We start from the raw sequence: 14,731 nt of genomic DNA, 5'->3' as shown, positions 1-14,731 counted from the left end.
ATCACTAATCAAACGTGAGGTTAATGTTATGAACGAAGTTTCTGGAAAAGTGGTTATCATTACAGGCGCAAGTAGTGGGCTTGGAGAAGCGACGGCAAAAATGCTTGCAGGGAAAGGCGCCAAATTAGTGTTAGGTGCCCGCCGTGAAGATCGTCTCAAAAAACTTGTCGATGAAATTAAAACTTCAGGTGGCAACGCAACCTATAAAACTGTAGATGTCACGAAAAAAGATGAGGTTAAGGCGCTTGCGAGAGCGGCAATAGATGCCTACGGACGTATTGATGTACTAGTCAACAATGCTGGTCTTATGCCCTTAGCCCCACTTGATGAGATGAAGGTTGACGAGTGGGATCAAATGATAGATGTAAACATCAAGGGCGTTATGTATGGTGTTGCAGCTGTGTTAGGGCAAATGCGCGAGCAAAAAAGCGGGCACATTATCAATCTTTCATCAGTCGCGGGGCATGTGGTTTTCCCTGGAGCAACGGTTTATTGCGCGACTAAATTTGCAGTTAAAGCAATAAGTGAAGGTATTCGCAGGGAGTCAAACGGTGAAATCCGCTCAACGAATATTTCACCAGGAGCTGTGGCGACAGAACTTACGGACCACATTTCTCACGAAGATTCAAAACAGATGGCAGAAGATATGTACGACGATGCTATCGATGCAGATGCCATCGCCCGTGCTGTAACCTTTGCAATAGAGCAGCCTGGCGATGTAGACATCAACGAGATGATCATCAGACCCACAAGTCAGGAGCTCTGATAGCGCTTATTCCCAGCATATTAGTTTCGACTAGCTCCGTGACGGGGCGTGTACAGCAAAGCTGAATACGCCCTGGTAAAGCTTGCTATTTGCAGGCTTTACCAGCGCTTTCAATCACAGCACTTTCTCGATGGAATATAACTCTTCATCGATGACCTGTAGGCGCGATGCAACCACGGTTCTCGCATCGTTTACGCCTTTGTTATAAAACGATGCGCCCATTTCCTTACTAATGAAATCGAGAAGAAATTCTCCGTCAAACTGACCAAGTTCCATACTCAATTCATCATCAAAATATCGTTGCAGTTTAGCGATTAACTCGTCTTTTTCCTCACGCGTAAATTCAATATCACTCATTGCGCCCCCTTGATTCTTAATAACTACATTTTCCATGAAAATTTAGTGTAGCAGGTGTCATGTCTGGATCTATAGTTCTCCCGCCAATCTATCAATACCATGGAAAAAGGGAAGTATGAATTTTCATAGCGCGATCGCATCAGCAAGACAAAAACCACACATGATTAGCATGATTACGGAGAATAACCGCAAAATTTTGATATTTTTGTGCACTAACCTGTCATTAATGTAAATATGATGTTGCTATTATCCTGCCTATATTGAATGTACTGCTTACATAAATGCAGACTGGCTGGATAGGAGACATTGCGATGCAACCAGACACAAGCAATCAGGATAACCCACACATAACAGGTGCAGAAGACTTTGAAGCACCTGCGAAGTGCCCGTTTGCACACGGCGCAGCTGGTGGCATAGGTGAATTTAACGACGCCTTCGCAGTAAAACGCCAGGGCGAGGGTGTGTTGGATATCGACGATCAAAACGACCCGGTGAAAATGGTGTTGGGTTTGAAAGAAGTCCGCAAAGCCGCGCACAATTGGAAAACCTTTCAGTCTGGTGCAAAACCAGGGCGCATAGTGGTGCCGTCGGAAGTGGCCATTCGCGATATCCGGCAAATACCTTTCGAAGTTGATCCACCCGCTCACAAAGTTTTTCGAAGCTTACTTGAGCCCTGGTTCAAGCGCCCGCTGGAAGAGGATTACCAGACAAAATTGACCAACATTGTGAGCGGCATGCTCGATACCTTGCTTAGCGACGGGCAGGATTTTAAAGACGCTGTGAACGATATTGCTTTGGTAGTTCAATCTCAAGCGCTAACAGCATTGTTGAATGTTTCCATGGAAGAGGCGGCAATTTGGATAAGCTGGGGAACGCATGTGTTCAGAAGTGACGATAACCCCCTTGACGCCAGTAAGGCAAATGTCCTCTACGATTATCTGGATAAACAAATTGAGCATGCTAAGCGCTCGCCTGGCAGTGATATCTACAGTCAGCTTCTTGCCGCTGAGGTTGAAGGCAAGATGCTAACTGATGAAGAAATTAAAGGCATTATGATCCTGACTTTCGCAGGTGGGCGAGATACGGTGATTAATGCGCTTACCAACACGCTTGCCTACTTTTCAGAGAATAAAGATGGCTTGACGCTTATAAGGCAGCAACCTGAATTAGTTAACAATGCCGTGGAAGAACTTATTCGCTACTTCTCTCCACTCACCCACATGGGCCGGGTTGCTACACAAGACGGGCAAGTAAATGGTCACGACGTTGCCAACGATACCCGCATTTCACTGTGTTGGGCTTCAGCAAACCGCGATGAAACCGTATTTGAAAGCCCGAATACTGTTGATTTGAAGCGTAAAGCGAATCCGCACGTGGGCTTTGGGTTTGGCATTCACAACTGCCTGGGTGCCACACACGCCCGAGCTCTATTGCGGATCTGGGTGTTGCAACTGGCAAAGCGGGTATCACATATTAATGTGAATGACTACGAAGAGAATATTGAACAATGGGGCGATGTAAACCGAAAAGTCGGCTTTCACAAACTCATGGTGCTACTGCACGGCGTGTAACAGTGTGAAAATTCGTTGCAGTTCCGGCACCGACGTTGCGCAGGCTGCAAAGATTATATGACACAGAATTTGCGTAACTTCGCGATAGCGTGAATGGAGAAAAAAATGATTAAAGTGATTTTTACTACGGCAGATGGACAGCAAATAGAAACTCAGGGTGATTCAGGCTCGTTGATGGAACTAGCAGTAGAAAACAACGTACCAGGCATCGATGGCGATTGTGGTGGCGTGTGTTCCTGTGCAACGTGTCACGTGCATGTGGCGCAAGAAGACTTCGTCCGTGTTGGCGAGCCAAACGAAATTGAAAAGGACATGTTGGAATTGGCTGAAGATGTGAGTGAAACCAGTCGCTTGTGTTGTCAGGTGGCGTTGTCAGAAGAAATCAATGGCATTAACGTGTCCGTGGTTCGAGAGTAAAGCAATTATGGTTACAACAACACCGGAAACAACACAAGCGGTTTGCGTTATCGTCGGTGCGAGTCACGCCGGGGTAAATTGTGCCTTCGAATTGCGCAAACAAGGCTTTACCGGGCGGGTTGTGCTGGTGGATGCCGATGACAATCTGCCTTATCACCGACCGCCGTTGTCAAAGGCTTTTCTTAATGCGCCGCTGGAAGATGCACCTGCGCCATTAAAGGCACAGGCAGCTTACGATAAAGCAAACATTGAGTTGCTTTTAGGGGTTGCAGTTATTTCAATTGATTCTGAAAGTAACACGCTAGCCCTCGCTGCGCGCAACTCTGGCGAATCAGCTAAGGCTTTCCCGCCGTCAATGAATTATACCCATTTGGTTTTGGCAACCGGCGCTTCATCCATTGTACCGCCTATTCCCGGTATTAATGAGGCTGAGCACTGTTTGGTAATGCGCAATGCCAGTGACGCCCGCGCATTAAAATCACTACTCAATGAAAAGCAAGCCGTTTTACCTGATTTTCACGTGGTGGTAGTCGGTGCCGGTTACATCGGCCTGGAAGCGGCTGCATCACTTTGTAAAGCGGGGGTAGCGGTTACTGTGATTGAAAGGGAATCACGTATTCTTGCCCGAGTGGCCAGTGAACCCGTGTCCAGCCACATATCGGCTGTACATAACAGTAACGGGGTGGCGCTTGTATGCAGACAAACGGTAGAGGCGGTAAAGAGAGACTTTGGGCAAGGAGTACAAACTGTGGTGTGTACCGATGGTTCAACGTACCGTGCTGACGCTGTTTTACTGGGTGTGGGAGTGCGAATAAACGGTGAGTTGGCAGCGGCAGCGGGCGCCACTATGGACAAGGGTGCCGTGTGTGTAAACAGCCATATGCAGACCAGTGTGGCAGGTATATGGGCCATTGGCGATTGTACCAGCTTTCCTCATAAGGATTATGGTGAAAATGCGCACATTGAGTCTGTCCAGAATGCTTTGGAACAAGCGAAGGTGGCGGCGAAAAATATCCAGGTCCTATCAGACACCAATTCGTATCAGCTACCGGCAACACTATCAGATTATGAGGCAATTCCGTGGTTTTGGTCTGATCAATTCGATATGAAGCTGCAGATGGCCGGATTGTTTGCACAAGCTGATAATCATGTAGTCCGTCGGGAGTCAGACTCTGCAATGTCTGTGTGGCACTTCAACGGAGATAAACTGGTGAGTGTGGAAGCGGTAAACTCACCAAAATCTTACGTGGTTGGCGGCCGCGCCATTAAGAACCACATCGTTCTGAATAAAATCAAATTAGCCGATCCAGCTGAAAACCTCGCTACACTCTTGTAGTTCTGATTTCATCGCGGTGTATCTCTATGCACCGCGCTTCCCTTAAGGAAGATGCGTTATATGAAATTGCTTCGATGCATCAGTTTGCGCAACTGTCACTGGATAAAGCCATTCCTGACCGTACTACCATTATGAACTTTCGTCACTTGCTGGAAAAGCACAAGCTGACTCGCAAATTATTCAAAACGGTCAACCAATGGCTGTCGGAGTGCAGTGTGATGATGACGCAGGGCACACTGGTGGATGCCTCGATTATTGAAGCCCCAAGTTCCACTAAAAATAAAAAGAATGAACGTGACCCGGATATGCATCAGACCAAGAAGGGCAATGAATGGCACTTCGGTATGAAAGCTCACATTGGCGTGGATGCCAAGAGTGGCCTGACGCATACGCTTGTAACCACCGCCGCCAACGAGCATGACCTGAACCAGTTGAAGAACCTGTTGCACGGCGACGAGGAATTCATCTCTGGCGATGCTGGTTATCAAGGCGCAGAAAAACGCGAAGAGCTGAAAGATACTAATGTGGAATGGCTGATAGCAGAGCGTCCCGGAAAAGTTCGTGCACTGAAAAAGCATCCCCGTAAAAACAAAACTACCATCAACATCGAATATTTAAAAGCCAGCATTCGGGCGAAGGTAGAACACCCGTTCCGGATCATCAAATGTCAGTTCGGCTTTATCAAAGCACGCTATAAAGGGCTGACGAAAAATGATTCACAGTTAGCCATGCTATTCACCTTGGCGAACCTGTTTAAAGTAGACCAGATGTTACGACGACAGCCAAGATCTGTCTGAAATCCGAGAACAGCCCGGATTAGGGGCGAAATTCGGACTAAAACGGCAGTATATTGACCGAAATAGGAAATTTAGTGTTTAAAAAATGATCTGGCAGTACAAAGTCTCAATCCGGACCTAAATTGAAGAACTTGTTCGCAGTTTCCTTAGCTGACGACATTGTTAACCAAACAACGACAACACCTTATCGCGTTCCTATGGAAGAAAGTGATTTTGTTTGGGGGAGTAACAGCGTTTTACTCAATAAAGCTATTGTGTTGCTCGCGGCTTATCGGCTTAACAATAATGATGATTATCTGCGAGTAGTTCATCAAAGCGTGGCTTATATATTTGGCATGAATGCCACAGGATACAGCTTTGTGACGGGTTTTGGCAGTGTGTCACCCATGTCCCCCCATCATCGTATATCCGCAAGTGATAAAATGGAAGCACCAATACCTGGCATGTTGGTTGGAGGGCCTCACTCGGGACATCAGGACGAGTGTGGCTATCCGTACCCGATGCCTGCGGATTCCTACCTCGATCATTGGTGCAGTTACTCTATCAATGAAATCGCCATAAACTGGAATGCGCCACTGGTGTATGTGCTTGGCGCAGTGAATGCAATGACTCAACAAAGATAAACGTGAATTAGCTGGAACAACTGTAGTGCGACACGCCACCTGCGTTTTCGAATTCAGCTGGACGCATTTGGTAAAACTGTGCTTCAGTGTCTGCTGATTGTTCATTATAAGGCTCATTCAGCATGGATTGCAGTGTGTGTATAAGGGCGAAATCGCCCTCCTGCGCCTGCTGATAAGCAGGCACAATCTGCCATTCCCGCCAGGTATACTTAGGGTTTACAGACTTCATTGCTAACGATACTTGCTGTAGGTTTCCTCGCGCTTCAATGGTCCCTCGCCACTGGCTAAACCAATCTTGCCAATCTGCCAATACCTGCTCTGTTGGTGTTAAGTAAAAGCAAGGTAACAGCGCGTCAAAGGATTCTGGCAATGATGACAATGTTCTGAAAAATTGGGTGTAATCTGCGCCAGCGTGGAACATTAATTTCAGCACTTTCATTACTTCTTGTTGCTCTACTTTTTCGAAACCTAACTTGGCCGCCCACATTTGCGACATTTTTTCTTCCATCTCGCTAAGAAAGCCGTCTTGTATCTCATCAAGCAACTGTTGGTACTCGTGGTTGTCTCCAATGAGAGTGGAAAGGGCGCGACAAAACATATCGAAGTTTTTCTGTGCGGCAGCAGGCTGATTAAGAAACGAAAAGTGCTTTCCGCCGCCTGTCCAAGGTTGGTAAAACGGGTCGAATTGCTCGCAGAAGCCAAAGGGACCATAATCTAATGTAAAACCGCCGGCAGCGCAGTTATCACTGTTAAAGTTGCCCTGGCAATACCCCACGCGAATCCAATTGGTTACCAGCGACGTGAGCCGATATCGAAAAGCCTTTGCAAGCGCAATAACTTGTTCTTCCAATGATAAGCCTGTATCGATGTCATGAGCGTATTCCCGATTAATAAGGTGACAGACTATCGTTTCCAGCTCCTTGTGGGCATTGGGATGTTCGTTACAACGGGCGCGACGGGCAAACAATTCCAGCTGTCCTACGCGAATAAATGACGGTGCGACTCGAGTAGTAATGGCCGCTAAATTCGGCACCATGACTTCTGGGTCCTGAGACTCAGACCCTTCGATATACCAAGGGCGCTGAACCACCTCTGTTTCAGATACAAATAAACACAAAGAACGGGAAGTGGGTATACCCAGTGCGTGCATGTGTTCCTGCGCTAAAAATTCACGTACGCTTGAGCGAAGTACCGCTCTACCGTCTGCACCTCGACAATACGGTGTTCTTCCGGCGCCTTTTAGCTGCATTTCCCAGCGCTTCCTTTTGCTGACTAATTCCAGAACAGAAATCGCACGCCCGTCTCCGTAGCCATTACCGGTACGAAAGGGGCATTGCTGGGTATATTCGGTGCCGTAAATAGACAAGGCGTATCCGGTAGCCCAGCCAACTTGCAGCATTGGCTCAGGGGCAGAAGACATATCACCAGAAAAAAAACGCGTAAAGTCGGCTGAATTGGCAAGTGAATCATCAAAGCCAAGTTCTTCGAACAAGACGTGACTATGAGTTACGTACCGAGGTGCAGGCAAAGGCGTTGGTGTTACCGGCACATAATGACCAGAAAATACTTGTCGAGGCTGATGATCATCACCGGCAGTGTTGCTGTCGGGGTCAGCCGTTAATGCGTTAAGTAAGCTGTAGTCAGCCCGTTCGGCGAGTTGGCTAAAGGTGGTTGCGTTTTCAGATTGTGCGTTCGACAAATGTTGGTGCATAAAAACTCAGCGGCATTGGTGGTAAAAACATCGTTAGTGCGATAGTTCACTGGTCACGGTATCGATAAATGAAAGGAGTTTCCAGTGACAATTAAGAAACAGTACAATAATCGCCACAGCCTACGAGTTAGATAACAGATGCCAGTTCGCTGCCCTGACGAATGGCAAATTTTGCATCAAGTTCACCGGCTTTAAAAGCACCGCCAATGACATGAACGGAATGACCTTGTGCTTTAAGTGCATCTGCTAAGCCGTTATTAGGTTCCTGACCCGCGCAGACGATAACATTGTCCACTGCCAGCACTTTTTCTTCGCCGTTGTGAACAATATGAAGCCCTTCGTCACTGACTTCCTGATATTCCACACTATTTATAAACTCTACGTTATTTTTCTTTAGGGTGGTTCTGTGGATCCATCCGGTAGTTTTCCCCAAACCCGCGCCGACTTTAGTTTTCTTTCGTTGCAGCAGGTAGACTTGTCGGGCGGGCGTTGGGGCTGTTGGGGTCATTAAACCTGCCGCCTCAGAATAGGCCTTATCAATGCCCCAGTTTGCTAACCATTTATCAGGTTGCGTGGTTAAACTTTCCTGCTCTACCAGAAATTCTGCAACATCAAAGCCTATACCGCCGGCGCCTATAATGGCGACAGAATTACCAACTTTTTCAGGTGTGGCAAACACGTCCAGGTAACCCATTACTTTAGGGTGATCACTTCCTGGAATGCGAAGTGTACGTGGAGTAATGCCGGTGGCAATAACGATGTCATCAAAGTTAGTTTGCCCAAAGGACGCGGCTGTCAGGTGTTCACCGAGTTTCAAGGTAACGCCGTGTTTCTTTAATTGCACACGGAAGTAACGCAAGGTTTCGTAAAACTCCTCTTTACCTGGTATTTGCTTGGCAATATTAAACTGCCCGCCAATATCGGAACCCTGATCGAATAAGGTAACGTTATGCCCTTTTTCGGCAGCATTAATAGCGAAGGCGCATCCCGCTGGCCCAGCCCCGACTACCGCAATGTGTTTTGGCGTGTCTACCTTGGGGAAATTTAGTTCAGTTTCATAGCAGGCTCTTGGATTAACCAAACAGCTTGCACGTTGCTGCTTGAAAACATGGTCAAGACACGCCTGATTACATGCGATACACGTATTGATTTCGTTAGTTCTGCCTTCAGCAGCTTTAATGACAAGATCCGGGTCGGCCAGGAAAGGCCGGGCCATGGATACCATATCGGCATCTCCGTCCTGTAGAACTTTTTCTGCCACATCAGGCATGTTAATGCGATTGGTGGTGATGAGCGGTAAAGTAACTTCCGCTTTCATCCGTTTAGTTATCCAGGTAAATGCGGCCCGGGGTACCGAGGTCGCAATGGTGGGTACCCGAGCTTCATGCCAGCCGATACCTGTATTAATCATGGTTGCGCCGGCTTCTTCTATGGCTTTTGCCAGATACACTACCTCAGACCAGTTTGCGCCACCTTCTACAAGGTCGAGCATTGACAGGCGGTAGATGATTATAAAGTTCTCTCCAACAGCAGCCCTAACGCTTTTTATTGTTTCTACTGCAAAACGGGCACGATTTTCTAAACTTCCACCCCATTCATCGTTTCGCTTGTTTGTGCGTTCACAGAAGAACTGGTTGATGAGATAGCCTTCAGACCCCATGATTTCCACGCCGTCGTATTCTGCGTCCTGGGCCAGTTTTGCCGCGTTAGCAAATTGTTTTAGGGTTTTCTTTATGCCCCTTTTCGAGAGAGCCCTGGGCTTAAACGGTGAGATGGGTGATTTTAAAGCGGTCGGAGCCACCGCAAAAGGATGATAACCGTAGCGCCCGGCGTGCAACAACTGCATACAGATCTTACCATTTTCGCTGTGCACGGCCTGAGTAATTTTACGGTGTTGTTTTACATGTTTCTTGCTCGACATTCGGCTGCTAAAAGGCGCAACCCAGCCTGCAATATTGGGGCTAATGCCGCCGGTAACAATTAAGCCCACACCACCTTTGGCCCGTTCTCTGTAGAATTCAGCAAGTTTCTCGATGCCATTCTTTTCTTCTTCCAACCCCACGTGCATGGAGCCCATAAGCGTTCGGTTGCGCAGTTGGGTAAACCCAAGATCGAGCGGGGAGAGTAGTCGGGGGTACAATGCGTTGTGTTCCATAGTTACCTCATCAGGGCGACACACCAATTATTATTATTGGAAAACGAGGAATGTAGCCTGTTTTACCAGCGTAAATTGTAATAATAACGTTAATATGAAGCAACTGGTACAACCAATTAGACTAATAGACCGATAATCTTAAGTTTGTGAGGGGTGTTGTATGTTTTTAATAGGACAAAACGTAACGCGTCAACTGGTATTTTTAGACTGGGTTAACCTCATAAAACTGACGAGAGTTGATACTGCTATTGTTTAGCAGGAGATCTCACTTACATTAAAATTTCCCTCTATTTTTGGCATAAATGTATTTCCTGACTTATGCTTTGTGAAAAGGGGAGTATGTCATGAATAGTATTAAATTCGCAGCGCATGGCAATGTTCAAGCTAAGTTTTCTCAACAGAACAATATCCTGTATATCAATCTTATCGGGCCGTTTAATGTGGAGTTTGCGGAAAAATATGAGGCGGTTGTTGGTGCTGAACGGGCTAAAATTGATGTACCCTGTTGGGGAAGTCTGGTGAACGTTCACGGTTTGGCTTTAGCACCATTAGCCGCCACGAATGACGGGCAAAAAATTGTTAGTAGAGCAGTAGTCAAAGGGTTGGTAGCTACGGCCGTCGTGCTCCATGAAAAAGAAGGTCTTGAGATGCAGAAAACTTTCTGGTCTCGTATTTATGCTTCCTCCGACCTACCCTTTCGATTTTTTGTGACCATTGATGACGCTACCGACTGGTTAACGAATGAGATAAATTTATGTTCTCAAAAACAGTCGGCAATGAATTCGTTTAAACAATGCCAATAACCTTTTCGTCTTAGTGCAACGTTTAAGATTCACGGTTATATGGGGCTTTATTTTTAATACGACTTGGTGTCGATAAGCCTTCCTAGGTTTTTTTTCGCAAGTCCTCCGGCGTGTTATCAGCGACCACTGCGTTACGCTCTCCCATAGGTTTGTCTTCGCCAACGGTACTGTCTGAAGTTGTTTGCAATTCAATGGCCGCATTGAGCTCAGCACCAATCAGGATGATATAAGCACTCAGATATAACCACATTAACAAAACAATGATCCCGCCTACTGAACCATAGGTTTTGTTATAGGAAGCGAACTCGGAAATATAGAGCGAAAATCCATAAGAGGCTCCAACCCACAAAATGGTGGCAACTGCAGAACCTGGCGTAACCCACCGCCAGCGGGCCGAACGGCGATAAGGTGCGTAGCGATAAAGCGAGGATAGCGCCACGTTGAACACAACGAGCAGTGCGGGCCAGGTGAACCAGCTAACTCTTATCCCCTCCAGCGTATTTTTGCTCAGCCACTCCACTAGCTTGGGTAGAACAGAAATACATATCAGAGCAACAATAACCGTTGCAATCATCGCTATGGTACAAACCACACGCGCCACTATGCCTTTAAAGAAGCTGCGTCCTTCAGTTTCTCTGTAGGTAATGTTGCACGCGGTGATCAGTGCGTTCGCCCCTTTGCTACTACTCCACAACGACAACAATAGTGTAAGCAGGAAGCTCCAGCCCAGTGCTGTATTCGAGCGTTGAATTAAATGCTGAAGTTGCTCCTCTATGATGTACCTGCTATCTCCTGGCACAATATTAACCAGCATGGCCATGTGATCTTTAAGTTCAGCGGGCGACACCATCAAACCGTATAACGCTATGGTAGCACCCAGAAGTGGGAAGATGGCAAGTAAGCAGTAAAATGCCACGCCCGCGGCAATGAGAGGCACATTGTCTTTTTGTACACTATTAAACGTATGCTTTACGATTCGCCACCAACTTTCCATTGGCAGAGAAAAAACAGATTTGGCATTGCTCGGAGCCGCCTTGCTCATAGTTCAGCGTTAATTGATAAACCTTGTTATTGATACTTCCATTTTATGGACAAGGGTTCACTAGCAAATACAATTTAAAGGTCTTTTGTATTAGCCCTTGGCAACATTTACGGATTTGTTTTCAGCAGGTCGCGCTTTAAGATATTGCTGCGTCATTTTCTCTGCTGAGCGCCCAGCAACATATCCGCCTAGGCCAATTTGCAGTAATGTCCACGCCTCGGGTGCAAGTTCATTGGGTAACCATCCAAAACTATCTGAAACCACCAACACCAGAAACACTAGCATAGTAATTGGCCGCCAGCTACGTTGCAGCCACGACTGACCAGTTGCTTCTGCTGTGATGATGGCCGTTTTACTCTCCAATAGCTGTGTTTCATAATCAATGACTTTAGCAAGCAGTTCGTTTTCCACCGCTTTAATTTTACTTTGCAACTGCAGCTTTTCTTCATCGCTGGTGTGAAGTTCATCGATCAGTTTCACTGCCGGTTCAAAAATACTACTGATAAAAGAAAATACGTTCATATTAACCTCCTTGTTGAGGGTCTATATTGGGCATGAGTTTAGTAAAGGCCTTGTAATGATTTTGTATTTTTTCGCCGTAGACGGCTTTCTGGCCTGCGCCGTTATACATACTGGCAAAATCCACAAAGTCATGGTTGCGAAGGTATTGCAGCATTTGAGGTGAAAAGAACTCAAAGAGGCCTGCTATCTGATATTGAATGTGAGACGAAAAAGCGTCGAACATTTCTGCGACGGTCCGAAAACCAATTCTTTCGTGGTTGAAGCCCATGATCTGCGGCGCCCCCATGCTAATTGATAACATGGCGGCTTCCTCATCAAGCAGCCGGGCGAATTCAAATACTTCCCATTCCGTAACCTGACGCCCATGAAAAGGTTGCCACTCATCATTGATACTTTTTCGCCATTCATGACCCAGCCACACTTTGTCACTGCGATAGCGGAAATGCTGATTAAATTGTGTTGCATTTTGCTTTCCCCAGTAGCGCCAGAATTTATGATTTTCAAAGCGAATTATCATTTTGTCACTGTTGTTCTGTTCAAACCCTTTGCCGGAACTTTCCACGCACAACACCGCAACTGAAGCGCCTGTACCGATTTGCTTTTTTTTGCACAGCTCTGTAAGCAGTGCACCAAAACGGTTCCAGGTGGCGGTAACTCCGCGCTGCTCAGCGCTCCCCGAGACAGGCAGAATAATGGGTGGAGTAAGTGATGACAGGCCATCAGTGTCGCTTCTTTTGGGAATAGGCTGAATAGTGTCATTTTCATGATCTACCATGGCGAGTGGCCCATCGATGTCAGCAGCAGGCGTGTCGTCTGGCGAGACATAAGCAGCAGATACATATCCGCGATTGCCGTTAAATCTTATTTGGCTCCAACCTTGAATAGTGCCTTCAACCCATACGCGATTGTGTTGGCCGAGTTGGCCAAAAATGCTTGCTGTAAGAGAAGGTGCTGAACGCACGTTAAGTAGCGTAGCCGTTACTAAGCCTTGATACCCGGATGACGAATACGTCAAGTCGACATAAGGTGCCGCCACATAGGCTGTTTTGTGATTAAACTCAATCTCCAACCACCCATCAAGGACGGCCAGGGTTTTCACAGAAGCGCCTTCTGTTAGTGTGGCAAGGTAAGGTGCGCTTGCCGAGGGGCCAGCGCGAACGTTTAAGCGCGGCGAGTTGACAGCACCAGACAATCTTGACAAATCATTAACAGGTTTTAGATAGGCGCCATTTACAAAGCCAATAGTATTGCCAGTGCGAATTTGCCACCAACCGTTGATATCAGCTTCACCGCGAACTACTTGGTTTTCAGTAAGCCTTGACAATACCAATGACGTGGTCATCGGCATGCTGCGGACATTCAACAATAGTGGAACCACCGCGCCTAACATGGGGACCCCGCCAATGTGCCTCTGGGGAAATCTCTAATTGCAACTACACAATAGATAGTCAATCTTTGTTCCTTTTCGTTTATCCATAAACAAAAGGCCGACTGCTCTCTGGCGTTGATGTGTACTGCCTGGATCTAATTTTAAATGTACCAGTTAATAATTAATAATGCACCAGTTTCAGTGAGTTTACACGTACTCCTTTTCACCGCCTCTAGCAGCAGAACGATAAATAGCGTTGAGCAACGCGATTGAGCGTCGTCCTTCAAAGCCGTCAACCAGGGGAGTAGTTCTATTTTCAATGGCGTTTAACACATCCTCGAAATTTCGCTGGTGCCAAACAAAATCAATTGCCGATGGGTCAGCCGCTCCCGCGCCAGCTTCTTTCTGGTTGAGGCCATACTGACGTCGAATGTGATCATCATCTGCGTTTTCGCTGGCAAACTCCCAAACGCGGAACTTATCGTCAGTCATGAAAACGGAGCCATGAGAGCCAGCTATCTGGATTTCAGCGGGATGACCATTTTTAGACCAGCATGCCGTTGACCCTTGAATTACACCCATAGCGCCACTTTCGAATTCCAGCATTGCGATTCCAACGTCTTCAACCTCGATGTCCTTATGAGCCACAAGTCTGGTTTCAGCGCGCACCGATTTAACGTCCCCCATGATGTAAAGAAGTAAATCAATGGTGTGAATAGATTGGTTCATTAACGCGCCGCCGCCATCCAGTTCCCATGTGCCCCGCCATGCGCCACTCTCATAGTATTCCTGCGTACGCCACCATTTTATGTAGGCATCAGCCATGGCAATACGACCAAAGCGGCCCTGCTCTAGTGCTGTTTTGAGTAGCTGAGAGGACGCGTTAAAACGTCGCGGGAAAACACCTGCCAGCATCACATTATTTTCTGCACACACTTTAATCATTTGATCTACCCGTTCGGTAGTCACTTCCAGCGGTTTTTCACAAATAATATGTTTCCCTGCTTTTGCCGCGGCACTAATAGGTTCCAGATGAAATCCTGAAGGAGTACATATTGTTATGACATCAATATCCTGAGAGTTAACGAATGAGGTATAGTCGTCATAAGGAGTGCAATGGTGTTTTTCTGCAAACGCTTTTGCTTTATCAATGGATCGCGAATAAATCCCAGTGAGCTCTGCATTGAAAATAGCGCTGATAGCTTGAGCGTGAAAGTCTGCAATCATGCCCGCGCCTACAATCCCAAATCGATACATTTCAA

At 46.8% G+C, this 14,731-nt stretch carries 13 protein-coding genes and 1 pseudogene; 7 read left to right on the top strand and 7 right to left on the bottom strand.

All coding sequences use genetic code 11. The annotated features are described in order from the left end of the window. Window positions 1–28: 28 nt before the first annotated feature. Complete coding sequence (locus tag ACXACM_RS18980) at window positions 29–766, top strand: SDR family oxidoreductase (RefSeq protein WP_474823715.1); 738 nt, start codon at window positions 29–31, stop codon at window positions 764–766. 114 nt (window positions 767–880) lie between these two features. Here ACXACM_RS18980 and ACXACM_RS18975 read toward each other — a convergent pair whose 3' ends face one another. Beyond that, on the bottom strand, window positions 881–1,123 hold the full coding sequence (locus tag ACXACM_RS18975) for a DUF2164 domain-containing protein (RefSeq protein WP_474823713.1): 243 nt from the start codon (window positions 1,121–1,123) through the stop codon (window positions 881–883). A 311-nt stretch (window positions 1,124–1,434) separates the two neighbouring features. Here ACXACM_RS18975 and ACXACM_RS18970 point away from each other — a divergent pair, with 311 nt between their 5' ends. The 5 genes and pseudogenes from ACXACM_RS18970 to ACXACM_RS18950 all read left to right on the top strand — a co-directional run bounded on the left by ACXACM_RS18970 (window position 1,435) and on the right by ACXACM_RS18950 (window position 5,867). After that, entirely contained in the window at window positions 1,435–2,694 is a 1,260-nt protein-coding gene (locus ACXACM_RS18970) for a cytochrome P450 (protein WP_474823711.1), read from the top strand. A 105-nt stretch (window positions 2,695–2,799) separates the two neighbouring features. Beyond that, on the top strand, window positions 2,800–3,111 hold the full coding sequence (locus ACXACM_RS18965; RefSeq protein ID WP_474823709.1) for a 2Fe-2S iron-sulfur cluster-binding protein: 312 nt from the start codon (window positions 2,800–2,802) through the stop codon (window positions 3,109–3,111). Beyond that, window positions 3,080–4,447 carry an NAD(P)/FAD-dependent oxidoreductase gene (locus ACXACM_RS18960; RefSeq protein ID WP_474823707.1) on the top strand — a complete coding sequence of 456 codons (1,368 nt, stop codon included), beginning with the start codon at window positions 3,080–3,082 and terminating at the stop codon, window positions 4,445–4,447. The genes ACXACM_RS18965 and ACXACM_RS18960 overlap by 32 nt, the downstream gene beginning before the upstream one ends. Window positions 4,448–4,494: 47 nt before the next feature. Then, a pseudogene (locus tag ACXACM_RS18955) lies at window positions 4,495–5,244 on the top strand (IS5 family transposase); the annotation flags it as partial. A 122-nt stretch (window positions 5,245–5,366) separates the two neighbouring features. Next, window positions 5,367–5,867: a glycoside hydrolase family 9 protein gene (locus ACXACM_RS18950; protein WP_474823705.1), complete on the top strand. Its 501-nt coding sequence runs from the start codon at window positions 5,367–5,369 to the stop codon at window positions 5,865–5,867. 7 nt (window positions 5,868–5,874) lie between these two features. On the opposite strand, the gene ACXACM_RS18945 is transcribed toward ACXACM_RS18950, so the two are convergent. Then, window positions 5,875–7,578, bottom strand: coding sequence for a protein adenylyltransferase SelO family protein (locus tag ACXACM_RS18945; RefSeq protein WP_474823704.1), 1,704 nt, complete (start codon window positions 7,576–7,578; stop codon window positions 5,875–5,877). Between the two features lie 127 nt (window positions 7,579–7,705). Next, window positions 7,706–9,733, bottom strand: a complete 2,028-nt coding sequence (locus tag ACXACM_RS18940) for an oxidoreductase (RefSeq protein WP_474823702.1) — start codon at window positions 9,731–9,733, stop codon at window positions 7,706–7,708. A gap of 344 nt (window positions 9,734–10,077) precedes the next feature. Here ACXACM_RS18940 and ACXACM_RS18935 point away from each other — a divergent pair, with 344 nt between their 5' ends. Then, window positions 10,078–10,536: a hypothetical protein gene (locus ACXACM_RS18935; protein ID WP_474823700.1), complete on the top strand. Its 459-nt coding sequence runs from the start codon at window positions 10,078–10,080 to the stop codon at window positions 10,534–10,536. A gap of 82 nt (window positions 10,537–10,618) precedes the next feature. On the opposite strand, the gene ACXACM_RS18930 is transcribed toward ACXACM_RS18935, so the two are convergent. The 4 genes from ACXACM_RS18930 to ACXACM_RS18915 form a co-directional block, all read right to left on the bottom strand. Beyond that, entirely contained in the window at window positions 10,619–11,578 is a 960-nt protein-coding gene (locus ACXACM_RS18930; protein ID WP_474823699.1) for a YihY/virulence factor BrkB family protein, read from the bottom strand. Between the two features lie 90 nt (window positions 11,579–11,668). Continuing rightward, a complete protein-coding gene (locus tag ACXACM_RS18925) occupies window positions 11,669–12,100 on the bottom strand; it encodes a 3TM-type holin (protein WP_474823697.1) in 432 nt (143 codons plus the stop codon). 1 nt (window position 12,101) lies between these two features. After that, window positions 12,102–13,490: an N-acetylmuramidase domain-containing protein gene (locus ACXACM_RS18920; protein ID WP_474823695.1), complete on the bottom strand. Its 1,389-nt coding sequence runs from the start codon at window positions 13,488–13,490 to the stop codon at window positions 12,102–12,104. Window positions 13,491–13,676: 186 nt separating this feature from the next. Further along, window positions 13,677–14,726, bottom strand: coding sequence for a Gfo/Idh/MocA family protein (locus ACXACM_RS18915; protein WP_474823694.1), 1,050 nt, complete (start codon window positions 14,724–14,726; stop codon window positions 13,677–13,679). Window positions 14,727–14,731: the final 5 nt, after the last annotated feature.

It is taken from the genome of Alteromonas sp. AWQ4_252 (assembly GCF_056158205.1).
Note: the sequence above shows the minus strand (reverse complement) of the source record. Positions and strands in the feature narration are given on the sequence as shown.